This window comes from Sinisalibacter aestuarii (genome assembly GCF_027923545.1).
GTDB lineage: Bacteria > Pseudomonadota > Alphaproteobacteria > Rhodobacterales > Rhodobacteraceae > Sinisalibacter > Sinisalibacter aestuarii.
Map to the genome: position 1 here is coordinate 153,168 of NZ_BROH01000008.1, position 26,793 is coordinate 179,960.

Here is a 26,793-nt window from a genome sequence, read left to right on the forward strand (position 1 = left end):
TGCCCGGTGAAACGGAAGGACAGATGGGCGACAGTATCGAGGGCTCTTCTAGCGCAGCGCAAAGCGCGCTGGACGATGAGAGCGACGAACGACGCGGCGGATTTTTCGGCCGCATTATCGGGGCGCTCAGCCCCGGCGAGACCGGTGGGCCGGTGCCGGAAGCTGCCGAGCGGGCGGCGCAGGCGGCAAATGCAAGCCCTGTTCCCGGCATGGTCAATCTGCGGCGGATGCGCGTCGAGGACGTGATGATCCCCAAGGCCGAGATCGTCTCGGTGCCGGTCAGCATCTCGAAGAATGATCTTGTGGAAGTGTTCCGCCAGTCCGGGCTGAGCCGGGTGCCGGTGTTCAATGGCACGCTCGACAGCCCGGCGGGCCTTGTCCATCTGAAGGATTTCGCGCTGACCCATGGCTTCGACGGCAAGGGCGAACGCTATGTGTTGCGCAAGCTGCTGCGCCCGCTTCTCTTCGCGCCGCCCTCGATGCCGATCGGCGTTCTGCTTCAGAAGATGCAGACCGAGCGCACCCACATGGCGCTGGTGATCGACGAATATGGCGGGGTCGACGGGCTGGTTACCATCGAAGACCTGATCGAACAGGTGATCGGCGAGATCGAGGACGAGCACGACCTGGAGGAAGGCGCGCTTTGGCTGAACGAGGCGCCCGGGGTGTATCTTGCCGAAAGCCGGGCGCCGCTCGACGAGTTCGAGGCCGAGATCGGAATGCCGCTTCGGGGCATGGAGCCGGACGAGGATGAGGTGGACACGCTGGGCGGCCTCGTCTTTCTGATCGCCGGCCATGTGCCGGCGCGTGGCGAGGTGATCCTGCATCCCAGTGGCGCGGAGTTCGAGATCGTCGATGCCGATCCGCGCCGGATCAAGCGGCTGCGCGTGCAATTGCCCAAATCGCTCGTTCATGCCTGATCGCGGCCCGGGCTGGACACGGCTGCCCGCCTGGCTGGAACGGCGCTGGTGGCGCGTGCTCGCCGCCGGGTTGGCGCTGGGCGTGCTGGCGGCGCTGGGGCAGGCGCCATTCGGGCTCTGGCCTGCGACGGTTCTCGGCCTGGCCGGGGCCTATGCCCTGCTCGGGGCCGCGCCCCGGCTGCGCAAGGCGGCGCTGACCGGCTGGGCCGTGGGCCTTGGCTATTTCGGGCTGACGCTGGTCTGGATCGTGCAGCCCTTCCTTGTCGATATCGGCCGCCACGGCTGGATGGCCCCGTTCGCGCTGATCTTCATGGCCGGGGGGATGGCGCTGTTCTGGGGGCTTGGTTTTGCCCTCGCGCGCTGGCTCGCGCCTTCGGGCCGGTTCGGCTGGCTCGGGTTCGCTGCCGCGATGGGGGCAGCGGAATATGCGCGCGGCACGGTGTTCACCGGCTTTCCCTGGGGCGGGCCGGGGCTGGCCTGGGTCGATACCGGGGCGGCGCAGCTTGCCGGGGGCGTCGGGGCCTTTGGTCTGTCGGTGCTCACCTTCCTTGGCGCGGCGGCGCTGTGGACGGCGCTCGCGCGCCGGCATGTGCCCGGCGGCATCGCGGTGCTGGCCGGGTTTGCGGCGGCGCTTGTCATCGGCGGCGCGATTGGCCGGGGCGCGGTGCCGGATCGGGCCGGGCCGGTGATTCTGCGGCTTGTCCAGCCCAATGCGCCGCAGCATCTGAAATGGGAGCCGGACTGGATCGGGGTGTTTTACGATCGCGCCATGGCGCTGACCGGCGAAGCGGCGGAGGGCCCCGCGCCCGATCTGGTGATCTGGCCGGAGACGGCGGTGCCGACGCTCCTGGGCGATGCGCCGGATATTCAGGCCGAGATTGCCGCCGCCGCCGCCCCGGCCCGGGCGATTGCCGGAATTCGCCGGCTGGAGGGGCGCCGGGGCTATAACACGCTGGTGCTGTTCGACGCGGACGGCAAGGCCGGGCAATATTACGACAAGCATCAGCTTGTGCCGTTTGGCGAATATATGCCGCTGGGCGATCTGCTTGACGGCTTCGGCATCCACGGTCTCGCCGCGCGCGAGGGCTATGGCTATTCGCCCGGCCCCGGCGCGGCGCTTCTCACCTTGCCCGAGCCGCTCGGCACCGCGCTGCCGCTGATCTGCTACGAAGCGATCTTTCCCGCCGATCTGCGCGCCGCGCCGGGGCGGGCGGACTGGATTGTGCAGCTCACCAACGATGCCTGGTTCGGCACGTTCTCCGGGCCGCAGCAGCATCTGGCGCAGGCACGCTTCAGGGCGATCGAGTTTGGCCTGCCCTTCGTGCGGGCGGCCAATACCGGCGTGAGCGCGGTGATCGACGCGCGCGGCCATGTCACCGCGGCGCTGCCGCTCAACGTCGCAGGCAAGCTCGATGCGCCGCTCCCCGGTGCGCTGCCGCCCACCTTCTATGCAGACTGGGGCGATCTGCCGCTTGGCGCTGCAATCGTGCTTGTGCTTGGATGGTTCGCGGTGGCACGGCGGAATCCCGTTGACCCATCCCGTAGGGCCGGGTAACGCAGGTCTGTCGCAACCGTCACAACGGCTTCCTGGCGTGACGGATTTACATATTGGAGCATCCCTCATGGCACGGCAAAACTACACGTTCACTTCGGAATCCGTCTCCGAAGGACACCCAGACAAGGTCTGCGACCGGATTTCCGACGCGGTCCTCGACGCGATCTTTTCCGAGGAGCCCGAAGCACGGGTAGCATGCGAGACCTTTGCCACGACCAACCGCGTCGTCGTTGGCGGCGAGCTCAAGATGTCGACCGAGGAAAAGGTGATCGACTTCAAGGATCGGGTCGATTCCATCGTGCGCGATTGCGTGCAGGAGATCGGCTATGAGCAGGACGGGTTCGACTGGCGCAATCTGGAGGTGACCAACCTCCTGCATGCCCAATCCGCCGATATCGCCCAGGGGGTCGACGCGGCCCATGACAAGGACGAGGGCGCTGGCGATCAGGGCATCATGTTCGGCTATGCGGTGAACGAAACGCCCGAGCTCATGCCCGCCCCGATCCTCTATGCCCATGCCATCCTGCGACGGCTTTCGGAGCTGCGCAAGACCGGCGCCGAGGGCTGGATGGGGCCGGATGCCAAGAGCCAGCTTTCGATCCGCTATGAAGATGGCCGGCCGGTGCGGGCGAGCCAGATCGTGCTGTCGACCCAGCATCTCGATGCCTCGATGACGCCGGAGGATGTGCGCGCCATGGTCGCGCCGCATATCGTGGATGTGCTGCCGGAGGGCTGGGTGACGCCGGAGACGGTGTGGCATGTGAACCCGACCGGCAAGTTCGTGATCGGCGGGCCGGATGGCGATGCAGGGCTCACGGGCCGCAAGATCATCGTCGATACCTATGGCGGCGCCGCGCCGCATGGGGGCGGGGCGTTTTCCGGCAAGGACCCGACCAAGGTGGACCGCTCGGCGGCCTATGCCGCGCGCTACCTTGCCAAGAACGTGGTGGCGGCGGGGCTGGCCGAGCGCTGCACGCTGCAGCTTTCCTATGCCATCGGCGTGGCCGAGCCGCTGTCGATCTATGTCGACACGCATGGCACCGGCGAGGTCGGCGAGGCCGAGATCGAGCGTGCAGTGCGCGCGGTGATGGACCTGACCCCGCGCGGCATCCGCACGCATCTGGGGCTGAACCGGCCGATCTACCAGCGCACGGCGGCCTATGGCCATTTCGGCCGCGCGCCGGAGGCGGACGGGGCGTTTTCCTGGGAAAAGACCGATCTGGTGGCGGCGCTGAAGGCGGCTGTCTGAGGCGTTGGCCGGGCGCGGCCGGGCGTTTGACGGTGCGACGAGCCGCGCGGCACCGCGAGGCTTGACCTCTGCGGGCGGTCGGCTAGACAGCGCGCCATGACCAAACGCACCCATCCCACCGGCGCGCCCTGGCGCAACTTCTATGGCCGTCTCAAGGGCAAGCACCTGCGCGACAGCCAGCAGACCTATCTGGACGAAGACCTGGCCGCGCTCTCGCCGGGCGCGGTCGGCTGGGAGGAAAACCCCGACCGCACGCCGCTCGACCTGACGGCGCTGTTCGGCGGCAGGCCGCTCTGGCTCGAAGTGGGGTTTGGCGGTGGCGAACACCTGGTGCATCAGGCTGCCATGCACCCCGAAGTGGGGATCATCGGCTGCGAGCCCTATATCAACGGCGTTGCCATGCTGCTGGGCAAGATCCGCAAGGCGGGGGTGGAGAACCTGCGCGTTCATCCCGGCGACGTGCGCGATCTGTTCGACGTGTTGCCGGACGGAGTGGTGGAAAAGGCTTTCGTGCTCTACCCTGACCCCTGGCCGAAAAAGCGCCACCACCGCCGCCGCTTCGTGACGCCGGATTATTTGGGCGAGTTGGCGCGGGTGATGACGCCGGGCGCCGAGCTGCGCATCGCCACCGATATTCCCGATTATGTGCGCCAGGCGCTGGAAGAGGTGCCGCGCGCCGGGTTCGTCTGGCAGGCCGAGCGCCCGGCGGATTGGCGCGCGCCCTGGGATGACTGGATGTCCACCCGCTACGAGCAGAAGGCGCTGCGCGAGGGGCGGGTGCCGCATTACCTGACCTTCCGGCGGGATTGAACTTTCTTGCCTCCGGCGGGGATATTTCCGGCCTTATGTATCAAACGCACCAGCCAGAGGGTTGAGTGATGATTGGGGCGCTGATCTTCGTGCTGGCGCTATGTCATGTCGTTACCTGTACTGCAGATCCTCAAGACCCAGCGACCGTGTTGCTGGGAAGCAAATCCGCAGATGGTAGATACGGCATTGATCCTTTCGAGTGTTCGATATGTGATTTCTCCGAATATCCAGAATGTAGAACTACCAGCGTTGATGTTATTGATTTCAGCGCGGCTAAGTTGGTACTCGATTTGTTTGACATCAAGCGTGTTCCCATCGTGGGTCACGTAGCTTCCCGGAGGAATTGGACCGATGCTATGGCCGTCCCCCAAGTCACTCATCCATTGTTCTTGGAATTCTCCTTCGGAGACCTCCCAAGAAATGCGCGATCTTATTTGCGTTGCGGGCGAATGACCGAAGTTCTTGATCTTCAAATTGTATCTGATCACGTCAGCGCTGACGTCAATGGTGCACGATTCGACGGCAACGTATGCCCTTGTTTGGGCATCCCCAATGCGCCTGGTGTCCTTCACCATATCCTGAGTAGAAATGAGAGTGCGCCAAACCAAATACACGGCCCCAATAGTGAAGAACGCCATAACCCACTGAGCGATGGTGTCAGGACCACCTACCCACGGGCGACTCCAGTCGATATAGGGTTTTTGATAGCTTTCTTGGCCTGCGGAACTGGTGTGGCGATAGCTATCCTGCGTGGTCTCGGTTGGATTCATGACAGGATGGAAGGAAAGCCAAGATACAAAAAGTAGGGTCAGCCCAATTCCGACCGTCAGTCCAAGTGCAAAACCGTTGCGCCAACTGTGTTCAGACATTGAATGAGAAAGGCCGCGCTGAATTTACCACGCGACAACTTGTTCCTGATGTTGACCTCTTTGTCTCCGATCATGTCGGCCAATTGAGCGTATGTCACGCCCTTCCGCTTCAACTCAGACTTGAGAAGATTTGCGGCCCGGCTTTCCCATTCTGTTTGCGTCGGCATATCTCACCTATTTTGATAAAAGTATCGTATTTGATGATATATGCCCTTGAAATGGATACGTCTAGGTATCATATCTGTTACGTAAGTAATGGAAATGATGACAATGGCACAACACTTTCTCCTCTCGGCAGCGTCCCGCACCCTTAGCCTTCGCTCGATCTACAAGGCAGGAGAGGAAGCCGCGTATCGCACGTTCTGCGAAATGCGCTGGCCGGAGAATGGCGGAGAGGCGGTTTGCCCACGTTGCGGCCATGAAGAAACCTACGACATTTCGACCCGTCGCAAGTTCAAGTGCAAAGCCTGCCACCACCATTTTTCGGTGACGAGCGGCACCATCTTTGCTTCGCGCAAGATGGACTTCGTGGATCTTCTGGCGGCGATCTGCATCATCGTGAACGCCTCAAAGGGCGTTTCGATGGTCCAGCTTTCGCGCGACCTGGATTGCCAATACAAGACGGCCTTCGTGCTGGCGCACAAGCTGCGTGAAGCGATGGCGCAAGAGGTTCACACCGGCGAGGTTCTTGACGGCCACGTTGAGGTTGATGGCGCGTATTTCGGCGGCCATATCCGCCCCGCCAATCGCCGCGAAGATCGCAAGGACCGTCGCCTGCGTATCCACCAGACCGGCAAGCGCCGCGTCGTGGTGGCCTTCCGTGAGCGTCACGGTGATACTGTCCCGTTCGTCGCCAAGTCGGAAGCAGATGGCGTTGAGTTGGCGAAGGTCCACGTTGACCGCATGGCGACGATTTCAGCCGACGAGGCGAGCCATTGGGACTTGCTGCACGCCGGTTGGGACGTCCAACGCATCAACCATTCGGAAGCCTACAGCCTCAACGGCGTTCATACGAACTGGGTGGAAAGCTTCTTCTCGCGCCTGCGTCGGATGATTGAGGGTCAACACCATTTCGTCTCGCCGCAGTACCTACACCAGTACGCGAACCACGCCGCGTGGCTGGAAGACAACCGCCGCACCGACAACGGGTCGCTGGCGCGCGGTCTGGTAGCGGAAGCGATGGGCGCGCCGGTCAGCCGTCAGTGGAAAGGCTACTGGCAGCGCGCGGCGTGACACAACTTGTTGTGGGGGGGAAACAGGAACGCCGCTAGACCATGCAAGCGATTCTTGGTAAAGAAAAAAATTGGAGCGGTCAGGTCTGCGAACCTGCCGCTCCTATTTTCAACCTCAGTCGGGTCGGACTGAGAAGTGTGATCACCCCTTTTAGTTCGCATACAGGGTGACTCGCGTCAAGTCCGATCCGGCGCATCGCAAGGAGAAAAAGCGATGAGCATTGGATGGAACTGGCCCGGCCTTAAAGGGCAACACTATAAATTTTCACTTTGGCAGATTCCGGTTGTTCTGCCGCAAAAGAGTGGCGTTTACATCATCAGCAGGAAAGTCACTGGCGGTTTCGCTCCACTGTATGTTGGCGAAGCTGGCGACCTCTTTGATCGCCTCAATACCGGGGCGAGTGCTCACGAAGGCTTGGAGCGCGCCAGCAGGCTCGGGGCAACGCATATCGGTTATCTCCTCGCAGGGCCAGCCGAGCGTCTTCGGATCGAAACTGAACTTAGACATTCGTTGAATCCTCCATGCAACAAACAATCCGTTCCTGTGAACGCATTGAGTCTGTTTGATATTGCTAATTTCGGCAAGTAACAGATCGGCTGGCCCTACGGGGCCAGCCTCCACACCCATCGCCCCGCAGCGCCCTTCTCCCGTATTACGTGCCACGCACCCAGCATACGCCTCAACGCAAGGTCAGCCCGATGGTTGGCCTGCCTTTTCGTCAGTCGTGGGTTGATAGCCAGAACGCGCTCGCCAACCTGCGCCGTTGTCTTGGGGCCATCTTGAAGCGCCTGATACGCAATCCGGCGTGTTCCGTTCCGGCCCAAGCTGCCTTTCGGTGAAAGACGCTGGAAAGCTGGCTCGATGCCGCGCAATTGCAGAAGCACCTGGATATGCTCTAGCCCACCGTGCTTTCCGTTCATGGCCAGCCTGTGAAGGCGCAACAGCGCGTTGTCTATCGTCTTGTCCTGCATGGGCGCAGGATAGCGCAGTCCCCTAGCCGGGGATTCCGTTTTCTTGGTGCGCTTGATACATAAGGCCGGATATTTCTGGCAAGATGAAAGGGTGGGGAATGGACCCGTTCTGCGCCTTGGGCTATCTCCGGTCCAAGCAATCTGGAGACGCATATGTCCGGCCACGGTGATCCCATTCCCATGACCTCGCGCAAGGCGGGGCCGCTGACAGGCGAGGCGCGTGTGCCCGGCGACAAGTCGATCAGCCACCGGGCGCTGATCCTCGGCGCGCTGGCGGTGGGCGAAACCCGCATCACCGGGCTTCTGGAAGGCGAAGACGTGCTGGGCACCGCCGCCGCGATGCGCGCCTTTGGCGCCGACGTGGCGCGGCTCGGAGAAGGCGAGTGGCGCGTGCATGGCGTGGGTGTCGGCGGTTTTGCCGAACCGGAAGACGTGATCGACTGTGGCAATGCCGGCACCGGCGTGCGGCTGATCATGGGGGCGATGGCGACCTCGCCGATCACCGCCACCTTCACCGGCGATGCCAGCCTGCGCGCGCGCCCGATGGCGCGGATCACCGACCCGCTGGCGCTGTTCGGCGCGCAGGCGGTGGGGCGCGCGGGCGGGCGGCTGCCGATGACCATCGTCGGTGCTGCCGAGCCGGTGCCGGTGCGCTACGTCACCCCGGTGCCGAGCGCGCAGGTGAAATCGGCGGTGCTTCTGGCGGGGCTGAATGCGCCGGGGCAGACGGTGGTGATCGAAAAGGAAGCCACCCGTGACCATACCGAGCGGATGCTCGCGGGCTTCGGCGCCGAGATCGGTGTGGAGGAGACCGCCGAGGGGCGCGTGATCACCCTCACCGGCCAGCCGGAGCTGATGCCGCTGAGCATTGCCGTGCCGCGCGATCCCTCTTCCGCTGCCTTCCCGGTCTGTGCCGCGCTGATCGTCGAGGGGTCGGATGTGCTGGTGCCGAATATCGGCCTGAACCCCACCCGGGCGGGGCTGTTCGAGACGCTGCGCGAGATGGGGGCGGATCTGACTTATGAGAACCCGCGCGAGGAAGGCGGCGAGCCGGTGGCCGATCTGCGCGCGCGCTATTCGCCGAACATGAAAGGCATCCGTGTGCCGCCGGAACGCGCCGCCAGCATGATCGACGAATACCCGGTGCTTTCGGTCGTCGCCGCCTTCGCCGAGGGCAAGACCGAGATGGTCGGGGTGAAAGAACTGCGCGTGAAGGAAAGCGACCGGATCGACGCGATGGCGCGCGGGCTGGAGGCCAATGGCGTGACCGTCGAGGAGGGCCCCGACTTCATGGTGGTGCAGGGTATGGGGCCCGGCGGCGTGCCGGGTGGCGGCACCGCCGCGGCGCGGCTCGATCACCGGATCGCGATGAGCTTCATGGTGCTGGGGATGGCGGCGCAGAAGGCTGTGAGCGTGGATGACGGCAGCCCGATTGCCACCAGCTTCCCCGGCTTCGAGCCGCTGATGGCGGGGCTGGGCGCACGGATCGAGAGGGCGAACCGGTGAGCCTGCGCGCCGCCTTCTGGCTCAGCCTCGCGCTGATGATGGCCGGGGTGGCGCTGATGGTTTTGTGGTCCGCGCCCCGGATCGAGGCGGGCGGGCTTCGGCCGTTCGACATCCGGACCGGCGGCTATACCTATGACGAGGCGCGGGCCTTTCTGGCCGCGCTCACGCCGGAGGGGCTTGCCGCCTATCTCGGGCCGCAACGGCTGGCGGACACGATCTTTCCCATCGGTTTTCTCGGCGTGCTCGCGCTTGGGATCGTGCTGGGGCTGCGGCGCTGGTCGGTTGCGCTGGCGGTGGCGCTCGCGCTGGTGCCGCTTGGCTATTTCGTGCTCGACATGCTGGAAAACGCAAAGGTGGCGGGGTTGCTGCGCGCCGGCCCGGACGGGCTGACGCCCGACATGGTGGCCCGGGCGAGCGCGATAACGCTGTGGAAATACCGCCTGGTCAATGCCTCGCTCGCGATCCTCGGTCTCGCATGGGCGGCGCGCGGGGTGGCGGCCTTGCGCCGGGGCCGCTGAGGCGATGGGCCGGATCGGCGTCCTTCCCGTTCTGTTCGGCCTGATCGCGCTTGCGGCCTTCCTCGCCATGCGTTTCTGGACCATCCCGGCGATCCGCGAGGGCGCGGGCGGGCTCGATATGTTCGACCTCTGGATCGACGGTTATTCGCCCGACTACGCCCGGCTCTTCCTGGCCCGGATCAGCCCGGCGGCGGAGGCGCTCTATCTCGGCCCGCAGCGCCTGCTGGACACGCTCCTGCCGCTGGCGCTGGCCGGGTTTCTGGCGGTGACGGGCTACCGGGTGGCGGTTGGCTGGTCATGGCCGCTGGCGGTGGCGCTGGCGCTGGTGCCGCTCGTTTACTTCACCTTCGATATGCTGGAAAACGCCCAGGTGGCGGTGATGCTGCGCCGGGGGCTCGCCCAGGACGCGATGGCCGAGGCGGCGAGCCTGTTCACCGTCTGGAAGGTGCGCAGCCTGCAGGCGGCGCTGGCAGCGGTGATCTTCGTGGCGGTAACGCGCGCGGTGGTGGCCGGATTGGCAACGAAGGAGCGGGACGAGATGGGATTCACGGTGGCGATCGACGGGCCGGCGGCGGCGGGCAAGGGCACGGTGTCGAAGGCCGTGGCGGCGCATTTCGGTTTTGCCCATCTCGATACCGGGCTGCTCTACCGGGCGGTGGGCAGGAAGGTGATCGAGGGCGCCGACCGTCTGGCCGCGGCAAAGGCGCTGCTGGCGGAAGACCTTGAGGCCGAGGGGCTGCGCACGCCTGAGGTGGCGCAGGCCGCGAGCCAGGTGGCGGTGGACCCGGAGGTGCGTGCGGCGCTGGTGGATTTCCAACGAGCTTTCGCTGCGCGGGCCGGTGGCGCGGTGCTGGACGGGCGCGATATCGGCACGGTGATCTGCCCGGAAGCGCAGGTGAAGCTGTTTGTGACGGCAAGCCCGGAGGTGCGCGCCGAGCGGCGCTACCTCGAACTGGCGGCGACGGGCCATGAGGTGACCCGCGAGGAGGTTCTGGCCGATGTGATCGCGCGCGACGAGCGCGACAGCGAGCGCGCGACCGCGCCGCTCAGGCCGGCGGAGGATGCCGTGGTGATCGACACGTCGGATCTGTCGATCGACGATGCCGTGGCCGCCGCGATCGCGGCGATCGAGGCGCGGCGGGGCTGAGCGCTGCGCCTGCCTCAGAGCGTGGCGCGGTATCCCAGCACGTCAAAATCTTCTTTGTACAGCGCATGGATGACGGCGAGGTCGTCTTGCGTGAGGTCCGCTTGTGCCGCTGTTGGCGTTGAACGGTTATTGTGCGGGATCGGCGTGGCAAGCCCGCTGCGCGCGGCGATCTCATCGCGCGCGCCGTCCAGCTCTTCGAGGCGGTAGACGCGGTCGAGCAGCGCCGCGCCGCCGGCATCGTTCAGGTAATCGACCTGCGGGCGCAGGAAGTAGAAATCGCCGGTGAACGGATCACGCTCCTCGAAGGCGCGGGCGAGCCGGTGCTGCACGAAATGGCTCAGGCTCTTCTTGTGCCCGAGGTAATTGCAAGAGGAGAGCACCCGCGCGACGGGCGAGCGCACGATGGCGAAGGTGAAATAGCGCTCGAACAGATCGGCGCTGAGATAGTGAAGCGCCACGTAATCGCGCGCCAGCAGATGGGCGAGCCGGGGCGGGCCGAGGCTGGGCACATCGTTGGGCCGCAGCAGGAGCGCGGCGCGTTCCTTCCAGTTCAGCCCGAGATCTTGCAGAAAGGCCGCCTCGATGCTCTGCCCGCCGCATTTGGGGATATGGACGAAGACCGTCTTGTGCGCGTGCGAGATCATGTCACCGTTTCCTGCTACCTGCGCGCGAGCATAACCTTGCCCATTCAACGGGGGAATCCCCTCAACGGCCCTTGCCAGACGGGCCGAAAGCCCGTATAGCCCCGCGCCAAGGCAAGGAAACAACGCCGTAAGACAATAAAGCGAGCAGGGTCGGGTGTCCGGCCCTCTTTGTTTTGCGTAACCCGCGCCTGCAACTCACTGAAAGACCGGCGGACACAACCGCCTGGCCCGAATAGCACTTTGAAGGAAACAGAAACCGTATGTGCGCTAAAGCGACCATGGAGGAATTCGAAGCCCTCCTGAACGAAAGCTTCGAAATGGACACGCCCGACGAAGGGTCTGTCGTCAAAGGCAAGGTCATCGCCGTGGAAGCTGGCCAGGCCATCATCGACGTGGGCTACAAGATGGAAGGCCGTGTCGATCTGAAAGAATTCGCGAATCCCGGTGAAGCCCCGAACATCGCTGTTGGCGATGAAGTCGAGGTGTATCTGCGTGCGGCCGAAAACGCCCGTGGCGAAGCGGTGATCAGCCGCGAGATGGCCCGCCGCGAAGAAGCCTGGGACCGCCTCGAAAAAGCCTATGCCGACGACGCCCGCGTCGAAGGCGCGATCTTCGGCCGCGTCAAGGGCGGCTTCACCGTCGACCTCGGCGGCGCCGTGGCCTTCCTGCCCGGCTCGCAGGTTGACGTGCGCCCGGTGCGCGACGCCGGCCCGCTCATGGGCCTCAAGCAGCCGTTCCAGATTCTCAAGATGGACCGCCGCCGCGGCAACATCGTGGTGTCGCGCCGCGCGATCCTCGAAGAAAGCCGCGCCGAACAGCGCGCCGAAGTCATCGGCAAGCTCTCGGAAGGCGACACCGTTGACGGCGTGGTCAAGAACATCACCGAATACGGCGCCTTCGTCGATCTCGGCGGCGTTGATGGCCTCTTGCACGTGACCGACATGGCCTGGCGCCGGGTGAACCACCCGAGCGAGATCCTGAACATCGGCGAGACCATCAAGGTCCAGGTGATCAAGATCAACAAGGAAACCCACCGCATCAGCCTTGGCATGAAACAGCTGCAGGAAGATCCGTGGGATCTGGTGGCCGCCAAGTACCCGCTGGGCTCGGTGCACAAGGGCCGCGTGACCAACATCACCGATTACGGCGCCTTCGTGGAGCTGGAGCCGGGTGTCGAAGGTCTCGTCCACGTCTCGGAAATGTCCTGGACCAAGAAAAACGTCCATCCCGGCAAGATCGTTTCGACCAGCCAGGAAGTCGACGTCATGGTGCTCGAGATCGACGCCGCCAAGCGCCGCGTCTCGCTCGGCCTCAAGCAGACTATGCGCAATCCGTGGGAGCTCTTCGCCGAGACCCATCCGGAAGGCACCGAGGTCGAAGGCGAGGTCAAGAACATCACCGAATTCGGTCTGTTCATCGGTCTCGACGGCGATATCGACGGCATGGTGCACCTCTCCGACCTGAGCTGGGATCAGCGCGGCGAGGAAGCCATCCAGAACTACCGCAAGGGCGATATCGTCAAAGCGGTGGTCTCGGAAGTCGACACCGACAAGGAGCGCATCTCGCTCTCGATCAAAGCCCTCGACGGCGACCCGTTCGCCGAAGCCGTGGGCGGCGTGAAGCGTGGCTCGATCATCACCGTGACCGTGAGCGCGATCGAAGATGGCGGCATCGAGGTGGAATACGAAGGCATGAAATCCTTCATCCGCCGCTCGGATCTGTCGCGTGACCGCGCCGAACAGCGCCCCGAGCGCTTCCAGGTCGGCGACCACATCGACGTGCGGGTCACCAACGTGGACTCGAAGTCGCGCCGTCTCGGCCTGTCGATCAAGGCCCGCGAGATCGCCGAAGAGAAGGAAGCCGTGGAACAATACGGCTCGTCCGACTCGGGCGCCTCGCTCGGCGACATCCTCGGCGCGGCCCTCAAGGGCGACGAATAAGCCATACGGCTTCAGCAGGTTCGACGGCCCCGGAGCGATCCGGGGCCGTTTTCTTTTTGGGGATGGGCCAGAGGGCTTACGCAACAAAAAATCATATGTTGCGAAAGCGGCCGGACGAGCTGGCCGAGGCCTGGCAGAGCGCCCGCGCGCAGGGGCCGTGTTGGTGCGCGCGGCTCGATGCGAGCCTCGCTCATCTGCCCGCGACCCGCGACCGGCTCGACGATGTCGCCTCGGGCTGAGCCGCGAATCAATCGCCAATGCCGCGCTGCGGCGCGTGCATTCGGCGGGCCATATCGGGTTGGAAACGTGTAAGGGGCGGGTTTTGCGGCAAAAAACAGCCCGGTTTGATGCAAATTCATCGCCTTCAGACCCAGCGAGCCTGTTTCCCGGAGCGATGATTCCTCCTATAGTCGAGTAAGTTGGCGCGCTGCCAATTCGCGCCCACATGCCTTTCGGGGGGAGCTTGGATGATCCGGTCGGAACTGATCCAGAAGATCGCGGACGAGAACCCGCACCTCTACCAGCGCGACGTCGAGCGCATCGTCAACACCATCTTTGAAGAGATCATCGAAGCCATGGCCCGGGGCGACCGGGTGGAACTGCGCGGCTTCGGCGCCTTCTCGGTGAAAAAACGCGATGCCCGCGTGGGGCGCAATCCGCGCACCGGCGAAGCGGTGAGCGTGGAAGAGAAACATGTGCCCTTTTTCAAGACCGGGAAGTTTCTGCGCGATCGACTGAACGGCAAGTAAGAGGCGTTCAAATGCGTTACATCCGGTATGCCTTTCTGGCCGCCCTCGCGGTCATTCTCATTACCGTTGCGCTGGCAAACCGTGATGCGGTGACCCTGCATCTGCTGCCGGCGGAGCTTTCGGGCTTTCTCGGGTTCAGCTGGCAGGTGAGCCTGCCGCTCTTCATCGTCATCTTCCTCGGCATCATTGCCGGGATCATGATCGGCTTCGTCTGGGAGTGGATGCGCGAATACAAGCTGCGCGCCAAGGGCAAGCGGGCCGAGAAGGCTGCGGTGAAGCTCAGCCAGGAGGTGCGCGATCTGAAGCAGAAGCATGCCGGGCCCGGCGACGATGTGCTGGAGCTTCTTGAGAACGGGCGGTAAACCGCGCCCATGTCTGATGTTCAGGTAAAAATCTGCGGGCTGTCCACGCCCGATCACGTGCGCTGGGCGGTTGATGCCGGCGCGCGCTATCTTGGTTTTGTCTTCTTCGCGAAAAGCCCGCGCAACGTGTCGGTCGCGCAGGCCACGGCGCTTGCGCGCGAGGTGCCGCCGGGCGTGGCCAAGGTGGCGCTTGTGGTCGATCCCGACGATGCCCTGCTCGACGGGATCACGGCGACAATGCCCGTGGATATGCTGCAGCTTCACGGCGCCGAAAGCCCGGAGCGCGTGGCCGAAATCCGTGCCCGCTATGGCTTGCCGGTGATGAAGGCCGTGGGCATCGCCGGGGCGGCAGATCTTGCGAAGGTCGAGGCCTATGAAATGGTGGCCGACCAGATCCTTGTCGATGCGAAGCCGCCCAAAGGGGCCGATCTTCCCGGCGGCATGGGCGTGCCCTTCGACTGGCAGCTGATTGCCGGGCGGCACTGGCAACGGCCCTGGATGCTGGCGGGCGGGCTCACGCCGAAGAATGTCGGCCTCGCCGTGCGGCTGACGGGGGCGCGGCAGGTCGACGTGTCCTCCGGCGTGGAAAGCGCGCCGGGGGTGAAGGACGAGGGGCTGATCCGGGCATTCATGGAGGCGCTGCGATGATTGAATGGCGCGAGGCGGTGCGGGCGGATGTGCCCGTGATCGTGGATTTGCTGGCCAACGATGCGCTGGGTGCGCAGCGTGAGAGCGCCGCGCTCGATCCCTACTTTGCCGCGTTCGACGTGGTGGCGGCAGAACCGTGGAATACGCTCGTGGTCGGCACCCGCGCGGGCGAGGTGGTGGCCTGCTACCAGCTTACCCTGATCCATGGGCTTTCCATCGCCGCCGCCACGCGCGCGCAGATCGAGGGGGTGCGGGTGCACGCCGGTCTGCGGGGGCAGGGCGTGGGCGCCGGTCTGTTGGCCGATGCCGAGGCGCGTGCGCGTGCCGGCGGCGCGGTGCTGATGCAACTCACATCCAATGCGGTGCGCGACGATGCCCTGCGGTTCTATGAGCGGCATGGTTATGTGGCGAGCCATGTGGGGTTCAAGAAAACGCTGGATGAGTAACGGGCTGTTAACCAGTTCCGGGTAAACCGGATCCATGGGACAGTTACCGGATTATCTTACGCCAGAGCGCTGGCTGGCGCAGGTTTTCTCCTCCGGTGAGGCGGCAAAAGGCGGCGTGGTCAAGCGGCAGATCCGCGATGTCGAGCGCCTTGTCGGGCGCGAGATGTTTCTTGGCGAGGTTGCGCGGCGCGGCTTCCAGGCCGTGGAGAACGGGCGGCACTTCGTGGTCTTCTGTAACGCACAACCGATCCGGCGGGTTGGCGCGGCGGTATCGCCGCCTTCGGCGCGGCTCCACACCGAAACGGGTTAACCCGCGAGCGGACGCCGCTTCGAAGCGGCGTGTAACGCGGTTTCGAAACCGCGTAGGCACAGCGTTTCGAAACGCTGTCTTGCCCTGCACCCGAGCACGTTCTAGGACAGGACGAGCAAGCGCGAGGGCAAAACCATGGCCGACGATCTTTTCAATTCCTTCATGAAAGGCCCCGATGAAAAGGGCCGGTTCGGCGATTACGGCGGGCGGTTCGTGTCGGAAACGCTGATGCCGCTGATCCTCGATCTGGAAGCGGAATATGAAAAGGCGAAGGACGATCCGACCTTCTGGGCCGAGATGGATGACCTCTGGACCCACTATGTCGGCCGCCCCTCGCCGCTCTACTATGCCCAACGGCTGTCCGAACGGCTGGGTGGCGCGAAGATCTACCTCAAGCGTGACGAGCTCAACCACACCGGCGCGCACAAGATCAACAACGTGCTCGGCCAGATCATCCTTGCCCGCCGCATGGGCAAGACCCGGATCATTGCCGAGACCGGCGCCGGCCAGCATGGCGTGGCCACCGCGACGGTCTGCGCCAAGTTCGGCCTGCAATGCGTCGTCTATATGGGCGCGCATGACGTCGAGCGGCAGGCGCCCAACGTCTTCCGCATGAAGCTTCTGGGGGCGGATGTGGTGCCGGTGACCTCCGGGCGCGGCACGCTGAAGGACGCGATGAACGACGCGCTGCGCGACTGGGTGACCAATGTGCGCGACACCTTCTATTGCATCGGCACGGTGGCGGGGCCGCACCCCTACCCGGCGATGGTGCGCGATTTCCAGTCGATCATCGGCAAGGAGGCGAAGGAGCAGATCCTCAAGGCCGAGGGCCGGCTGCCCGATACGCTGGTGGCCGCCATCGGCGGCGGCTCCAACGCCATGGGGCTGTTCTATCCGTTCCTCGACGACAAGGGTGTGGGCATCATCGGCGTCGAGGCCGGCGGCAAGGGCGTGAACGAGAAGGTCGAGCATTGCGCGAGCCTCACCGGCGGGCGGCCCGGCGTGCTGCACGGCAACCGCACCTACCTGTTGCAGGACGACGACGGCCAGATCCTTGAAGGCTATTCGATCTCGGCCGGGCTCGACTACCCCGGCATCGGCCCGGAGCATTCCTGGCTGCACGATGTGGGGCGGGCGGAATACGTGTCGATCACCGACCGCGAGGCGCTCGACGCCTTCCAGCTTCTGTGCGAGACCGAGGGCATCATCCCCGCGCTGGAGCCGAGCCATGCGCTTGCGCATGTGGCGAAGATCGCGCCCGATCTGCCGCAGGACCACATCATCGTGATGAACCTCTGCGGGCGGGGCGACAAGGATATCTTCACCGTCGCCAAGGCGCTGGGCACCGATATGTCGGGGCTGACCGAGGGCCGAAACTTCTCCGACTGATGGCGTCCGGGCCTCGTTTGCGCGGCCAAATCTGAGCCTAAACTCTGGTTTATGGCGATGTCCGGCAGGTTTATGCGGGGGCGTCTAAACCCGTGGCCGATATCTTTCTGCATTCCGTTGCGGCTGATTTCGAGCGTCCGGGCAGTCGTCCGGGTTGGAAACGACCTATCAATGAGGAACCAGACAATGAAACTCAAATCTTTCCTGCTCACCGGCGCGGCCGCCGGCTTTCTCGCCACCCCCGTCATGGCCGTCGACCAGACGGTGCTCGATGACATCATTGCGAGACTGTCGAACGGGGAGTTCACCAAGCTGGAAATCGTCAACGGCCCGAACAGCGTGAAGGTCGAGGCGACCGGCCCCAACGGCAAATCCGAGCTCACGTTCGGTGCAGACGGTACTCTGCTGAAGGAAGAGCTGGACGACGACGGCTTCCGGGGCTTCGGCTCGGATGACGACGACGACGATGATGACGACGACGACGACGATGATGATCTCTTCGATGATGACGACGATGATGACGATCACGACGACGATCATGACGACGACGATGACGACGATCATGACGATGACCGCGACGACGATCGGGATGACGACCGCGACGATGATCGCGACAACGACGACGACGATTGATCGCCGCGCAAAGCCGGGCCGGTTGATTACCGGCCCGCGACACGGCACTCTGATGCGAAGACTGCGGAGTTCCAGATGATCCGAAATCTGCTTGCAGCCGGTGCCCTGGCCATGACCGTCGCGGGAACGCCCGCGGCGGCACAGGGTGTCGAGGACGTGCAGGACATGATCGTTGCCCAGCTCAGCGATCAGGGGTTCAGCCGCGTGCGCATTTCAAAAACGCTGCTGGGCCGGGTCCGGATCTTTGCCACCTCGCCGGACTACACCCGCGAAATCATCCTGAACCCGCGCACCGGCGAGATTCTGCGCGACTACTGGACGACGCTTTCGGCAGGCCGCGCGCAGCAATTGATCGCGCCTGGCGATGACGACGGTGACAATGGCTCTCCGTCCAGTGACGATCGCGACGACGACCGCGACGATGATCGTGACGACGATCGGGATGACGACCGTGACGATGATCGCGACGATGATAAGGATGACGACAAGGACGACAAGGACGATAAGGACGACAACGAGGACGACGACTGATGCCGTTGCCTCCGCCGGCGCGCAGATATCCGCCCGATGTGACGCTGCTCTGCGTGGGGCGCCTGGGCCATGCGTGATCGCCACGTGATCATGCTCGCCCTGGTGATCCAGGCGGCCTGCGCCTTCTTCTTCATCACCGATATTCTGTCGTCCTATATCGGCTTTCGTTCCACGCCGATCTCGTGGGAAGTGCGCGAGGTGATCGAGATCGGGGCGGCGCTGGGGCTGTTGATCGGCTTCGTGCTTGGCGCATTTGCGTTGAAGCGCTCGCGCCAGCGCCAGAAATCCGCCGAGGAGCGGCTGCGCCGGGCGTCGAGCGCCTTCATGGAAGTGGTCAATGACTCCTTCACCGAATGGGGGCTGACCCCGGCCGAGCGCGACGTGGCGCTGTTCTGCGTCAAGGGGATGACGACGCAGGAGATCGCGGCGCTGCGCAGCACTTCCGAAGGCACCGTGAAGGCGCAGACCAACGCGATTTACCGCAAGGCCGGAGTGAACGGGCGCAGCCAGCTTCTGAGCCTGTTCATCGAAGAACTGATGGATGAGGGTGCGCCGGCCAGCCCGTCCGCGCCCGCGCCGGAGACCTCCGGGCCGACCGAGCCGCTGCGCCCTGCGGGTTGAGCGCCGCTATCCGCGCGGGCGGCCAGCGCGCATTGCCTTGGTGATCTCCTGAAAGGCGGGGATGGCGGCGATGTCGTCCACCGCCACCGTGCCGCGGCGGCGCCAGTTGGGGTGTTCGCTTACCGTGCCGGGCACGTTGGTCTGGGCGTTGGGGCCGATCAGGTCGGCCAGCCGGACGCCGACGAGCCGCGATGGCGTGGCGCCGAGAAACCGGTAGGCGGCGGCAAGCACGCGCGGCGGCAGCGCGGCCTCGTCGCCGTCGCGCGCATCGGCGGGCAACTGGCCGCCGTCGATGAAGGCATTGACCAGCGCGGTGCGCTCGTCGATCCGACGCCGCTCCTGCTCGGCGGCGAGGTCTTCGCCGATCAGGCCGAAGGCGCGGCGCTGGGCGATGTCTTCGCCCGCCCACCAGCCGGCGAGCGTGGGCAGATCGTGGGTGGAGATGCAGGCCAGCGCCTGCTCGGGATAGGTCGTGCTGCGGCGGAACAGCCCGTATTCCTGCTCGAAATAGAGGATGCGGTAGGCGAGGATATTGGCCGCCTGCATTGTTTCGCGGAACCCGTCCGGCACGAAGCCGAGATCTTCGCCGATCATCACCGCGCCGTGGCTCCGGCTTTCCTCCGCCACCACGCGCAGCATTTCGACGAAGGGATAGGCCATGTGGGTGCCCGCCGAGGCGGGGGCGCCCTGCGGGATGAGGAAGAGCTGGCGCAGCACCATCACGTGGTCGATCCGGAGCGCCCCGGCATGGTCGAGCTGCGCCTTGATCAGCGCGCGCAGCGGCGCGTAATCGCTTGCGGCCAGTGTGACCGGATTGAGCGCGGCGAGATCCCACATCTGGCCATCTTGCGAAAACACATCCGGCGGCGCTCCGACGACCACGCCGTCCAGGACCATGCCGGGATTGCCCCAGGTGGCGGAGCCGTCCATCGCCTCGCCGACCGCAAGGTCGAGATAGAGGCCGATGCGCATCCCCGCCGCACGGGCCGCGGCATGGGCGGCGTTAAGCTGGCGGGCGGCGATCCATTGCAGCCAGAGGTGAAAGCGCACCTCCCTGGTGTGGCTTTTGGCAAAGGCGGCCACGGCCTCGCTGTCGGCGTGTTTGTACTCCTCCGGCCAGCCATACCAGCCGGCGTAATGCCCCGCGTCGGTGAGGTGCAGCGAGAGCGCCTCGAACAGCGCGTGGCGCGCGAGGGCCTCGCCGCCCTCGGCGCAGAAGGTATCGAAATCGGCTTCTCTGTGCGCGCCGTCGTCAAAGGGATTGCGGTTGAAGACGGTGCGCAACCCCTTGAGTTTCAGCGCCGCGACGGCGGGATAATCCACAAGCTCCGCGGCCTCGACCGCCGCGAGGGCGGCCTTGTCGGGGCGTGTGCTTGCCGGCAGATCGTCCATCGCGATGTAGAGCGGGTTCAGGAAGCGCCGGTTGGACGGCATGAAGGGGCTGCACCGCTCCGGGTCGCCAAGAAAGAGCGCGTGCACCGGATTGATGCCGACAAAATCGGCCCCCGCCGCCCCCGCCACCCCGGCAAGGCGGGCGAGATCGCCGAAATCGCCGATCCCCCAGGAGCGGGCCGAGCGCAGTTCGTAAAGCTGGCAGAACAGCCCCCAGGTCGGGGCCGCTGCGAGCCAGTCGGGCATGGCCGCGCGGGCATCCGGCTGGCCATGGAAATCGGGAACACCGGCGGCGCCGGGTGGCGTCGCCTCATCCACACCGAGCGCGGCCAGCAGGCTCAGCTTGGTTTCGTCGGGCACTTCGCGGTGGCCGTAATGGGTGGTGATGCCCGAGGCCCAGCACAATTCGTTCAGCCTGTTGCGGTCCATTGCCTGCTCTCCCCGGCCGCCTTCGTGTGGGCGTGCCGCTCGTTCGGTCACACCGCGTAGCGGCGCAAGATGTCCAGCGTGATCACTTCGAGCGCGCGAATATGGGTTGCCTCAAGCCGCACATTGGGCGCGCAGCCCTCATCATGGGCCTGCAGGAAGCGCGCGGCGACCACGCACCACTGATCGCCGGGCTTGAGACCGGGGAAGTTCCATTCCGGCCGGGGCGTGCTGAGGTCGTTGCCCACATATTTCGAATAGGCGAGGAATTCGGCGGTCATGATCGCGCAGATCGTGTGTCGGCCGATATCGGCGTCATTGGTGTTGCAATAGCCGTCTCGGAAGAAGCCCGTCACCGGATCGTCGCAGCACATCAGGAGTTCGCCGCCGAGAACGTTGATCGGTTGGTCCGCTTCAGGTTTCATCGCACGGCCTCCACGATAGCGCGCATCTTCCCGATATTGCCGTCCTGAACGCCGGGGTCGAGAAAACCCCGGTCGGCGGCGTTGATGGCGATCACCACATCCGCCGCCCGGTCGATCCAGATATACTGGCCATAGACGCCCTGGGCAAAGACCTCGCCGGGGCGGGGATCGTCGGGCAGCCACCATTGATAGCCGTAGCGTGGCTCGGTGCCGCTGGGGCGCGGTGCACTCTCGGCGGTCATCTCGTTCACCCAGGCCGTGGGCACGAGCGGCTGGCCCTGCCAGGTGCCGCCCTGCAGGATCATCTGGCCGAAGCGGGCATAATCGCGGGTTGTCAGGTTCAGCCCGCCGAGCACGAAGGCGTTGCCGTCGCCATCGGTGAGGTAATAGGGCTCCGCCTCCAGCCCGAGCGGGCCGAGGATATGGCGGTTCATCAGCTCCGGGATGCGCTCGCCGGTCGCGCCGCGCAGCACCATGCCAAGCACGTGCGTGTCGATGGAGACGTAGTGAAAGCCCTTGCCCGGGGCTGCGCGCCGCTCGGTGATCGAGGCGGCGAAATCGTCGAGCGAGCCGCCAAGCGCTATGACCCGGCCCATCCGGTTGATGTCGGACCAGAAATCCAGGTAATCCTCGTTGAAGGCGACGCCGGAGGCCATGTTGAGCACGTTGCGGATCGTCGCCCCGTCATAGGCCGAGCTGGCGAGTTCGGGGGCGTATTTCGTTACCGGGTCTTCAATCGAGGCAATCGCGCCGTTCTCCACATAGATGCCGAGAAGGGCGGCGAGAAAGCTCTTGGCGACCGACCACGAAATCCGCCGGTCACCCGGCCCGGTGCCGAGGTAGTAGCTCTCGTGCACCAGCTCGCCCCGGCGCAGCACGACGAGGGCGGTGATATTGCGCTCGGCGATCCATTCCTGCGTGCCCGGGGGCAGCGCGGCGGCGGCAGGTGCCGGCGGGAGCGGGCCGGCAAGGCCGGTGATCGGCATGGGCGCGGTGTGGAACAGCGCGCCCATGTTGGAGAAATTGCCGACGATCCTGCCTTCGTCGAACAGCGTGTTCACCGCCGCGAGCCGGGCGATCTCTTCGCGCTTGGCGATGCCGGCAATCGCGATAGCCGCGATCAGCACGAGGACGATGAGGAGGACGCGGCGGCGCAGACGCATCTCAGAGCTTGTTGTGGGTGCCGTCGCAGAGCGGTTTGTTGGCGCTGTGCTTGCAGCCGCAGAAAAACACCTTCTTCGAGGCTTCGGCGGTGTATTTCACCGGGCGGAAGTTTGTATCCTTGTGCGATCCGTCGCAGAAGGGCTGGTTTTTCGATTTCCCGCAGGCGCACCAGAAATAGTTTTTGCCTTCCTCGACCTCGACCGCGAAGGGGCCTTTCTGGGCGATGTTGGGGGTATCGGTCATATGGGGGTTACTCCTTCGGTTTGAGCTTTTTACGAGGTTTTCCCGGCAGGTGCGCGGGCGCGTTCCAATCGACCCAGCGGCCATGAAAATCGACCCGGCCGAGCTTGATCACATGACCGCCGGGCCAGATCGTGAGGATGATCGGCGCGCCTTCGCCCTTGCGGTCATCGCCTTCCATCGAAAGCCGCGCGAGCGGGGCATCATCCGTGGCGCGGGCACCGGCGGCATCGAACGCGGCGGTGCATTTGGTGTAGGTCTCTTCGCCGAAATATTGCCAGGCGACGGTGTGGGTGACGAGGTGGATCGTGCCCGGATGAAGCGTGGCGAGGCGCTCGGCCAGCCAGTCGCCCGCATCCGCCTTGTCGACCGTCGCCCCGGCCAGCGCCATCGCCGCGCGGGCGCGCTCGATCCGCCAGGGCTGGTCGGGCCAGAGATAGGAGGTCAGGCGCAGCGCGTCGTCGGGATCGTGCGGGTCGATCGGATGAAGATCGGCGCCGCGCCGGTCGATCACCTCGATCTCGGCATCGGGCGGGCAGGGGCCGCGCCATTCGGGATCGAGCCGCACGGCGCTGGAGCGGGGGCCGAAGACGCCGCAGGCAAGGTCGAGGCGGTACTTGTCCCACATCAGATTCAGCCCGGCGGCGGCGCCCAGTTCGGAGGCGATGAAGCGCGAGATGCCGAACTGCTCGGCAAGCCAGTGGGCGGTGGCGATCATCACGGCGGCGCGGCGCACTTCATTGGTTTGCGGCGGATAGTCGAGCGCGCGCATGAGCGTGGGCTGATGCTCGGCCAGCGCGCGGTCGAGCGCGGCGATGAGCGTGGCATCGTCGGGGCGCGGGTTCGGCGGATAGCAGGCGGCGAGATCGGGGCAATCGCCGGCGAGCACCAGCCAATGCAGCCCGCCGAGCAGGCGCAGCGCCAGCGAGGCGCCGCGATTGCCGATATCGCCTGGCCAGTCGTTCATCCGGTCGACCACCGGGTTGCCGGGCGCGAGCCGGTCGGCCAGCAGGGTAAGCACCCGGGCGGTGAAGGGAGAGCCGAGGCTGCGGTTGGACCGGGCCTGGTCGAGGAAGGCGTCGGACAGCGTCACCGGAACTTGTCCACGAGTTTCTGAAGCGGCGACCGGGCATCGCCGGCCCCGGCGATCGGGGCGGGCTGGGCCACCGCTTGCGGTTTCGGTTTGGGCGCGGATTTGGCCGGCGCGAAGCGCAGGGCCACGGCATTGGTGAACTTCGCCCCGTCGCCCTCGGCAAGATGCACGGCCCCGTCGCCGATCCCGCGCAGCAGATCGTCGAGCCAGGCTTCGTCGGCCCTGGCGAAATCGGACAGCACATAATGCGCCACCCTGTCCTTGTGGCCGGGATGGCCGATGCCGAGGCGCACCCGCGCATAATTTTCGCCAATATGCGCATGGATCGAGCGCAGCCCGTTATGGCCGGCATGGCCGCCACCCGTCTTAAGTTTTAGCTTGCCGGGCGCGAGATCGAGCTCGTCATGAAAGACGGTTACATCCTCCGGCGTGAGCTTGAAGAAGCGCATCGCCTCGCCGACGGATTGGCCCGACAGGTTCATGAAGGTTTCGGGCTTGAGCAGAACCACCTTCTCGCGGCCAAGGAGGCCTTCGCAGGTGAGGCCCTGAAACTTGGCCCGCCATGGCGAAAAGCCGTGATCTTCGGCGATCCGGTCGACCGCCATGAACCCGATATTGTGCCGGTTGCGCGCATATTTCGCGCCGGGATTTCCGAGACCGACAAAAAGTTTCATTCCGCCTCCGGCTGGACTTCGGCTCCGGCCCACGGGACCGGGTGGGCTCAAATTATGCGAGCCCGGCGGGAATGCCAAGGCGGCGGGCGCATGGAGCGCCCAAACTGGCTTTCGCCCATGAAAAACGGGGCCCGAAGGCCCCGTTCCGTATCGTTCCGCTGTCGGGCGATCACTCTTCGGATTCGCCGATCACTTCGGTTTCCGGCGTCTCGTCGGTCTCTTCGTCGGCGCCGCGCAGGCCCGACGGGGCCGAGATCGAGGCGATGATGAAGTTCCGCTCGATGGTCGGCTTCACGCCATCGGGCAGGGTCACGTCGGAAATATGGATCACGTCGCCAACGTTGCGGCCGGCGAGATCGACCACGATCTTCTCCGGGATGTCGCCGGCGATCACGCTCAGCTCGACATCCGGACGCGTCACCACGAGCACGCCACCCTTCTTGATGCCGGGGGCGGTTTCTTCGTTGATGAATTCGACATGGATGAAGATGTTGATCCGCGTATTGCGGTGCAGGCGCATGAAATCCACATGCGTCGGCAGGTCTTTCACGATGTCACGCTCAACGGCGCGGCAGATGACGCGCACGTCATCGTGGCCATCGACCTTGAGGTTGAAGAGCGTCGAGAGGAAGCGGCCTTCCTTGAGCTTCTTCAGCAGTACGTTGAAGGGGATGTTGATCGGCAGCGGATCAGATTCGCCACCGTACACGATGCCAGGTACGAGCCCTTCGCGACGAGCTTGACGAGCGGCCCCCTTGCCTGTCCCCGTCCGTACCGTGGCGTGAAAGTCAGGAATTTCACGAGCCATGGGTTTTCTCCAGATTGTAAGCGCGGGGTTCCTCCAAGGGTGCAACGCCCGCATGAGCAGGGGCGTATAGACCGGAATCGGTGCCGGGGGAAGGGAAAAAACACCGCATTGGCGGCGGCGGAAGGTTGCACCCGCGCGCCCGCGGTTCTACCGATCCGGGGAGTTGAGAAAAGGGGGCCGGGATGTCGGTTCTGGAAGCAGCACGGATCACGCGCGCGCCGATGCTCACGCTGGCGGCGGTGGGGATTCACTGGGGCGGGCTGGCGAGCCTGATGCCGGATCTGAAGGCGATGGTGTCGGCCTCCGATGCCGAGCTGGGCGGGGCGCTGCTTGCCCCGGCGGTCGGCTCGATGATCACGATGGGCCTCGCGCCCAGGATCGGTCGGGCGCTCGGCGGCTGGGCACTCCCGCTGGCGGGGCTTGGGATTGCGCTTGCGCTGTTCCTTCCGCTGTTTGCCGCCTCGCCGCTCGGCCTCGGCATCGCGTTGTTCTTTGCAGGCGGCGCGGTGGCACTCGCGGATATGACGGCGAACGTGCGTATTGCCCAGCTCGAAGCACGGGCGGGCAAGCATTTGCAAAGCGTGAACCACGCGGTGTTTTCGCTGTTCTTCGGGCTCACCGCCTTCGGCGTCGCCTTCGCGCGGCAGGCGGGCTATGGCCCGGGCGACGTGTTGCCGGTGCTGTCGGTGTTCGCGCTCGTGGTGGTTCTTTTCGGCTGGGATCGCAGCGTTCTGCCGCCGGTCGATGACCCGGAAGACGCCGCCAGGGCATCCACGCCGCCCTGGGCGGTGGTGGTGCTGGGCGGGCTGATCCTGTTTGCCGGTTTCATCGGCGAGAATGCGACGGAAGCCTGGTCGGCCCTGCATATCGAGCGCACGCTGGGCGGCGCGCCGGGCGAGGGCAGCTTCGGCCCGGCGACACTGGGCTTCGTGATGTTCCTGGGCCGGCTAGCCGGGCAGGTCGTGGCCAGCGCCGCCGGCGAGGCGCGGCTGATCCTCGGATCGGCGGTGCTGGGCAGCATCGGCGCGGTGATCATTGCAACCGCCCCGACACAGGGCGTGGTGATCCTCGGCGTGGCGGTGCTGGGCCTTGGCATGGCCGTGATCGTGCCGGCGACGAACTCGATCATCGGCCGGCTCGTCTCGGACGCGGCCCGGCCCGCCGCGATTTCGCGCACATGGATGGCGGGGCTGCTCGGCTTTTTCATCGGGCCGTCGATGATGGGCGGGCTGGCCGAAATCTGGAACCTGCGGGTGTCATTCGGCGCTGTCGCGGTGATCGTGGCGCTGATCATCCCGGCGGTTCTGGCGCTGTCGCGGCGTGGATGAAGGGGCTGGAAAAGTCTTCTATTGCAGGGTGCCAGATGATTTCGATTCTAGGATTCTAGGATTCTAGGATTCTAGGCCGTAGACTCATTAGCCCGTATTGCGATGCGGATGGCGGCCAGAGTGACGCCGGCCATGAAGGTCTCGGCGTGTTTGTCGTAGCGGGTGGCCAGGCCCCTGTATTGCTTCAGTTTG

General features: G+C 65.0%; 31 protein-coding genes and 1 riboswitch. Of the genes, 21 read left to right on the forward strand and 10 right to left on the reverse strand.

The window, feature by feature from the left end; translation table 11 throughout:
* Positions 1–23: 23 nt before the first annotated feature.
* The 4 genes from QMG28_RS14080 to trmB all read left to right on the forward strand — a co-directional run bounded on the left by QMG28_RS14080 (position 24) and on the right by trmB (position 4,534).
* Positions 24–920 (forward strand): hemolysin family protein, encoded by an 897-nt coding sequence (locus tag QMG28_RS14080; RefSeq protein WP_281842952.1) that lies wholly within the window; start codon positions 24–26, stop codon positions 918–920.
* Positions 913–2,475, forward strand: a complete 1,563-nt coding sequence (gene lnt / locus QMG28_RS14085) for an apolipoprotein N-acyltransferase (protein ID WP_281842953.1) — start codon at positions 913–915, stop codon at positions 2,473–2,475. The genes QMG28_RS14080 and lnt overlap by 8 nt, the downstream gene beginning before the upstream one ends.
* A 13-nt stretch (positions 2,476–2,488) precedes the next feature.
* Positions 2,489–2,536: riboswitch (SAM-SAH riboswitch) on the forward strand.
* A 6-nt stretch (positions 2,537–2,542) separates the two neighbouring features.
* Entirely contained in the window at positions 2,543–3,724 is a 1,182-nt protein-coding gene (gene metK / locus QMG28_RS14090; RefSeq protein WP_281842954.1) for a methionine adenosyltransferase, read from the forward strand.
* Between the two features lie 96 nt (positions 3,725–3,820).
* Positions 3,821–4,534 (forward strand): tRNA (guanine(46)-N(7))-methyltransferase TrmB, encoded by a 714-nt coding sequence (trmB, locus tag QMG28_RS14095; RefSeq protein WP_281842955.1) that lies wholly within the window; start codon positions 3,821–3,823, stop codon positions 4,532–4,534.
* A gap of 98 nt (positions 4,535–4,632) precedes the next feature.
* Here the strand turns inward: trmB and QMG28_RS14100 are convergent, their stop codons facing one another.
* Together QMG28_RS14100 and QMG28_RS14105 are read right to left on the reverse strand one after the other, a co-directional pair.
* The gene (locus QMG28_RS14100) at positions 4,633–5,403 is read right to left on the reverse strand and encodes a DUF8453 domain-containing protein (RefSeq protein WP_281842956.1); all 771 of its coding nucleotides are present in this window, start codon (positions 5,401–5,403) and stop codon (positions 4,633–4,635) included.
* A complete protein-coding gene (locus QMG28_RS14105; protein WP_281842957.1) occupies positions 5,361–5,570 on the reverse strand; it encodes a DUF6471 domain-containing protein in 210 nt (69 codons plus the stop codon). Before QMG28_RS14105 ends, QMG28_RS14100 begins: the two co-directional genes overlap by 43 nt.
* A gap of 103 nt (positions 5,571–5,673) precedes the next feature.
* Here QMG28_RS14105 and QMG28_RS14110 point away from each other — a divergent pair, with 103 nt between their 5' ends.
* From QMG28_RS14110 to cmk, 5 genes are all read left to right on the forward strand, one after another.
* Positions 5,674–6,636, forward strand: coding sequence for an IS1595 family transposase (locus tag QMG28_RS14110; protein ID WP_281842984.1), 963 nt, complete (start codon positions 5,674–5,676; stop codon positions 6,634–6,636).
* A 213-nt stretch (positions 6,637–6,849) separates the two neighbouring features.
* The gene (locus QMG28_RS14115; protein ID WP_281842958.1) at positions 6,850–7,224 is read left to right on the forward strand and encodes a GIY-YIG nuclease family protein; all 375 of its coding nucleotides are present in this window, start codon (positions 6,850–6,852) and stop codon (positions 7,222–7,224) included.
* 536 nt (positions 7,225–7,760) lie between these two features.
* Entirely contained in the window at positions 7,761–9,113 is a 1,353-nt protein-coding gene (gene aroA / locus QMG28_RS14120) for a 3-phosphoshikimate 1-carboxyvinyltransferase (RefSeq protein ID WP_281842959.1), read from the forward strand.
* Positions 9,110–9,631, forward strand: a complete 522-nt coding sequence (locus tag QMG28_RS14125) for a hypothetical protein (protein WP_281842960.1) — start codon at positions 9,110–9,112, stop codon at positions 9,629–9,631. Before aroA ends, QMG28_RS14125 begins: the two co-directional genes overlap by 4 nt.
* 538 nt (positions 9,632–10,169) lie before the next feature.
* A complete protein-coding gene (gene cmk, locus QMG28_RS14130; protein WP_281842985.1) occupies positions 10,170–10,778 on the forward strand; it encodes a (d)CMP kinase in 609 nt (202 codons plus the stop codon).
* 14 nt (positions 10,779–10,792) lie between these two features.
* Here cmk and QMG28_RS14135 read toward each other — a convergent pair whose 3' ends face one another.
* The gene (locus tag QMG28_RS14135; RefSeq protein ID WP_281842961.1) at positions 10,793–11,422 is read right to left on the reverse strand and encodes a sulfotransferase family 2 domain-containing protein; all 630 of its coding nucleotides are present in this window, start codon (positions 11,420–11,422) and stop codon (positions 10,793–10,795) included.
* A 260-nt stretch (positions 11,423–11,682) separates the two neighbouring features.
* On the opposite strand from QMG28_RS14135, the gene rpsA reads away from it, so the two are divergent.
* The 11 genes from rpsA to QMG28_RS14190 all read left to right on the forward strand — a co-directional run bounded on the left by rpsA (position 11,683) and on the right by QMG28_RS14190 (position 19,051).
* Positions 11,683–13,362: a 30S ribosomal protein S1 gene (gene rpsA, locus QMG28_RS14140; protein WP_281842962.1), complete on the forward strand. Its 1,680-nt coding sequence runs from the start codon at positions 11,683–11,685 to the stop codon at positions 13,360–13,362.
* 95 nt (positions 13,363–13,457) lie between these two features.
* Entirely contained in the window at positions 13,458–13,601 is a 144-nt protein-coding gene (locus QMG28_RS14145) for a hypothetical protein (RefSeq protein WP_281842963.1), read from the forward strand.
* A 228-nt stretch (positions 13,602–13,829) separates the two neighbouring features.
* On the forward strand, positions 13,830–14,111 hold the full coding sequence (gene ihfB / locus QMG28_RS14150) for an integration host factor subunit beta (protein WP_281842964.1): 282 nt from the start codon (positions 13,830–13,832) through the stop codon (positions 14,109–14,111).
* An 11-nt stretch (positions 14,112–14,122) separates the two neighbouring features.
* Positions 14,123–14,473 carry a LapA family protein gene (locus QMG28_RS14155; protein ID WP_281842965.1) on the forward strand — a complete coding sequence of 117 codons (351 nt, stop codon included), beginning with the start codon at positions 14,123–14,125 and terminating at the stop codon, positions 14,471–14,473.
* 9 nt (positions 14,474–14,482) lie between these two features.
* Entirely contained in the window at positions 14,483–15,121 is a 639-nt protein-coding gene (locus tag QMG28_RS14160) for a phosphoribosylanthranilate isomerase (RefSeq protein ID WP_281842966.1), read from the forward strand.
* Entirely contained in the window at positions 15,118–15,567 is a 450-nt protein-coding gene (locus QMG28_RS14165; protein WP_281842967.1) for a GNAT family N-acetyltransferase, read from the forward strand. The genes QMG28_RS14160 and QMG28_RS14165 overlap by 4 nt, the downstream gene beginning before the upstream one ends.
* Before the next feature lie 34 nt (positions 15,568–15,601).
* The gene (locus QMG28_RS14170) at positions 15,602–15,877 is read left to right on the forward strand and encodes an N-(5'-phosphoribosyl)anthranilate isomerase (RefSeq protein WP_281842968.1); all 276 of its coding nucleotides are present in this window, start codon (positions 15,602–15,604) and stop codon (positions 15,875–15,877) included.
* Between the two features lie 135 nt (positions 15,878–16,012).
* On the forward strand, positions 16,013–17,266 hold the full coding sequence (gene trpB / locus QMG28_RS14175) for a tryptophan synthase subunit beta (RefSeq protein ID WP_281842969.1): 1,254 nt from the start codon (positions 16,013–16,015) through the stop codon (positions 17,264–17,266).
* A 186-nt stretch (positions 17,267–17,452) separates the two neighbouring features.
* Positions 17,453–17,899, forward strand: a complete 447-nt coding sequence (locus tag QMG28_RS14180; protein WP_281842970.1) for a hypothetical protein — start codon at positions 17,453–17,455, stop codon at positions 17,897–17,899.
* 75 nt (positions 17,900–17,974) lie between these two features.
* Positions 17,975–18,430, forward strand: coding sequence for a hypothetical protein (locus tag QMG28_RS14185; RefSeq protein ID WP_281842971.1), 456 nt, complete (start codon positions 17,975–17,977; stop codon positions 18,428–18,430).
* A gap of 69 nt (positions 18,431–18,499) precedes the next feature.
* Positions 18,500–19,051: a helix-turn-helix transcriptional regulator gene (locus QMG28_RS14190; protein ID WP_281842972.1), complete on the forward strand. Its 552-nt coding sequence runs from the start codon at positions 18,500–18,502 to the stop codon at positions 19,049–19,051.
* Between the two features lie 6 nt (positions 19,052–19,057).
* Here the strand turns inward: QMG28_RS14190 and malQ are convergent, their stop codons facing one another.
* The 7 genes from malQ to QMG28_RS14225 form a co-directional block, all read right to left on the reverse strand.
* Positions 19,058–20,872: a 4-alpha-glucanotransferase gene (gene malQ, locus QMG28_RS14195; protein ID WP_281842973.1), complete on the reverse strand. Its 1,815-nt coding sequence runs from the start codon at positions 20,870–20,872 to the stop codon at positions 19,058–19,060.
* 47 nt (positions 20,873–20,919) lie between these two features.
* Entirely contained in the window at positions 20,920–21,294 is a 375-nt protein-coding gene (locus QMG28_RS14200; protein WP_281842974.1) for a DUF2237 family protein, read from the reverse strand.
* Complete coding sequence (locus tag QMG28_RS14205) at positions 21,291–22,457, reverse strand: serine hydrolase domain-containing protein (RefSeq protein WP_281842975.1); 1,167 nt, start codon at positions 22,455–22,457, stop codon at positions 21,291–21,293. Before QMG28_RS14205 ends, QMG28_RS14200 begins: the two co-directional genes overlap by 4 nt.
* 1 nt (position 22,458) lies before the next feature.
* Positions 22,459–22,701, reverse strand: a complete 243-nt coding sequence (locus tag QMG28_RS14210; RefSeq protein WP_281842976.1) for a CDGSH iron-sulfur domain-containing protein — start codon at positions 22,699–22,701, stop codon at positions 22,459–22,461.
* A 7-nt stretch (positions 22,702–22,708) separates the two neighbouring features.
* Entirely contained in the window at positions 22,709–23,791 is a 1,083-nt protein-coding gene (locus tag QMG28_RS14215) for a DUF2332 domain-containing protein (RefSeq protein ID WP_281842977.1), read from the reverse strand.
* Entirely contained in the window at positions 23,788–24,465 is a 678-nt protein-coding gene (pth, locus tag QMG28_RS14220) for an aminoacyl-tRNA hydrolase (protein WP_281842978.1), read from the reverse strand. The genes QMG28_RS14215 and pth overlap by 4 nt, the downstream gene beginning before the upstream one ends.
* 169 nt (positions 24,466–24,634) lie before the next feature.
* A complete protein-coding gene (locus tag QMG28_RS14225) occupies positions 24,635–25,273 on the reverse strand; it encodes a 50S ribosomal protein L25/general stress protein Ctc (protein WP_281842979.1) in 639 nt (212 codons plus the stop codon).
* Positions 25,274–25,455: 182 nt separating this feature from the next.
* Here QMG28_RS14225 and QMG28_RS14230 point away from each other — a divergent pair, with 182 nt between their 5' ends.
* Positions 25,456–26,601, forward strand: a complete 1,146-nt coding sequence (locus tag QMG28_RS14230) for an MFS transporter (RefSeq protein WP_281842980.1) — start codon at positions 25,456–25,458, stop codon at positions 26,599–26,601.
* The last annotated feature ends 192 nt before the right edge of the window (positions 26,602–26,793 follow it).

Coding starts and splice junctions, on each gene's coding strand:
- QMG28_RS14080 (WP_281842952.1), top strand. CDS start 24: ATGGGCGACAGTATCGAGGGCTCTTCTAGCGCAGCGCAAAGCGCGCTG.
- lnt (WP_281842953.1), top strand. CDS start 913: ATGCCTGATCGCGGCCCGGGCTGGACACGGCTGCCCGCCTGGCTGGAA.
- metK (WP_281842954.1), top strand. CDS start 2,543: ATGGCACGGCAAAACTACACGTTCACTTCGGAATCCGTCTCCGAAGGA.
- trmB (WP_281842955.1), top strand. CDS start 3,821: ATGACCAAACGCACCCATCCCACCGGCGCGCCCTGGCGCAACTTCTAT.
- QMG28_RS14100 (WP_281842956.1), bottom strand. CDS start 5,403: ATGTCTGAACACAGTTGGCGCAACGGTTTTGCACTTGGACTGACGGTC.
- QMG28_RS14105 (WP_281842957.1), bottom strand. CDS start 5,570: ATGCCGACGCAAACAGAATGGGAAAGCCGGGCCGCAAATCTTCTCAAG.
- QMG28_RS14110 (WP_281842984.1), top strand. CDS start 5,674: ATGGCACAACACTTTCTCCTCTCGGCAGCGTCCCGCACCCTTAGCCTT.
- QMG28_RS14115 (WP_281842958.1), top strand. CDS start 6,850: ATGAGCATTGGATGGAACTGGCCCGGCCTTAAAGGGCAACACTATAAA.
- aroA (WP_281842959.1), top strand. CDS start 7,761: ATGTCCGGCCACGGTGATCCCATTCCCATGACCTCGCGCAAGGCGGGG.
- cmk (WP_281842985.1), top strand. CDS start 10,170: ATGGGATTCACGGTGGCGATCGACGGGCCGGCGGCGGCGGGCAAGGGC.
- QMG28_RS14135 (WP_281842961.1), bottom strand. CDS start 11,422: ATGATCTCGCACGCGCACAAGACGGTCTTCGTCCATATCCCCAAATGC.
- rpsA (WP_281842962.1), top strand. CDS start 11,683: ATGTGCGCTAAAGCGACCATGGAGGAATTCGAAGCCCTCCTGAACGAA.
- QMG28_RS14145 (WP_281842963.1), top strand. CDS start 13,458: ATGTTGCGAAAGCGGCCGGACGAGCTGGCCGAGGCCTGGCAGAGCGCC.
- ihfB (WP_281842964.1), top strand. CDS start 13,830: ATGATCCGGTCGGAACTGATCCAGAAGATCGCGGACGAGAACCCGCAC.
- QMG28_RS14155 (WP_281842965.1), top strand. CDS start 14,123: ATGCGTTACATCCGGTATGCCTTTCTGGCCGCCCTCGCGGTCATTCTC.
- QMG28_RS14160 (WP_281842966.1), top strand. CDS start 14,483: ATGTCTGATGTTCAGGTAAAAATCTGCGGGCTGTCCACGCCCGATCAC.
- QMG28_RS14165 (WP_281842967.1), top strand. CDS start 15,118: ATGATTGAATGGCGCGAGGCGGTGCGGGCGGATGTGCCCGTGATCGTG.
- QMG28_RS14170 (WP_281842968.1), top strand. CDS start 15,602: ATGGGACAGTTACCGGATTATCTTACGCCAGAGCGCTGGCTGGCGCAG.
- trpB (WP_281842969.1), top strand. CDS start 16,013: ATGGCCGACGATCTTTTCAATTCCTTCATGAAAGGCCCCGATGAAAAG.
- QMG28_RS14180 (WP_281842970.1), top strand. CDS start 17,453: ATGAAACTCAAATCTTTCCTGCTCACCGGCGCGGCCGCCGGCTTTCTC.
- QMG28_RS14185 (WP_281842971.1), top strand. CDS start 17,975: ATGATCCGAAATCTGCTTGCAGCCGGTGCCCTGGCCATGACCGTCGCG.
- QMG28_RS14190 (WP_281842972.1), top strand. CDS start 18,500: ATGCGTGATCGCCACGTGATCATGCTCGCCCTGGTGATCCAGGCGGCC.
- malQ (WP_281842973.1), bottom strand. CDS start 20,872: ATGGACCGCAACAGGCTGAACGAATTGTGCTGGGCCTCGGGCATCACC.
- QMG28_RS14200 (WP_281842974.1), bottom strand. CDS start 21,294: ATGAAACCTGAAGCGGACCAACCGATCAACGTTCTCGGCGGCGAACTC.
- QMG28_RS14205 (WP_281842975.1), bottom strand. CDS start 22,457: ATGCGTCTGCGCCGCCGCGTCCTCCTCATCGTCCTCGTGCTGATCGCG.
- QMG28_RS14210 (WP_281842976.1), bottom strand. CDS start 22,701: ATGACCGATACCCCCAACATCGCCCAGAAAGGCCCCTTCGCGGTCGAG.
- pth (WP_281842978.1), bottom strand. CDS start 24,465: ATGAAACTTTTTGTCGGTCTCGGAAATCCCGGCGCGAAATATGCGCGC.
- QMG28_RS14225 (WP_281842979.1), bottom strand. CDS start 25,273: ATGGCTCGTGAAATTCCTGACTTTCACGCCACGGTACGGACGGGGACA.
- QMG28_RS14230 (WP_281842980.1), top strand. CDS start 25,456: ATGTCGGTTCTGGAAGCAGCACGGATCACGCGCGCGCCGATGCTCACG.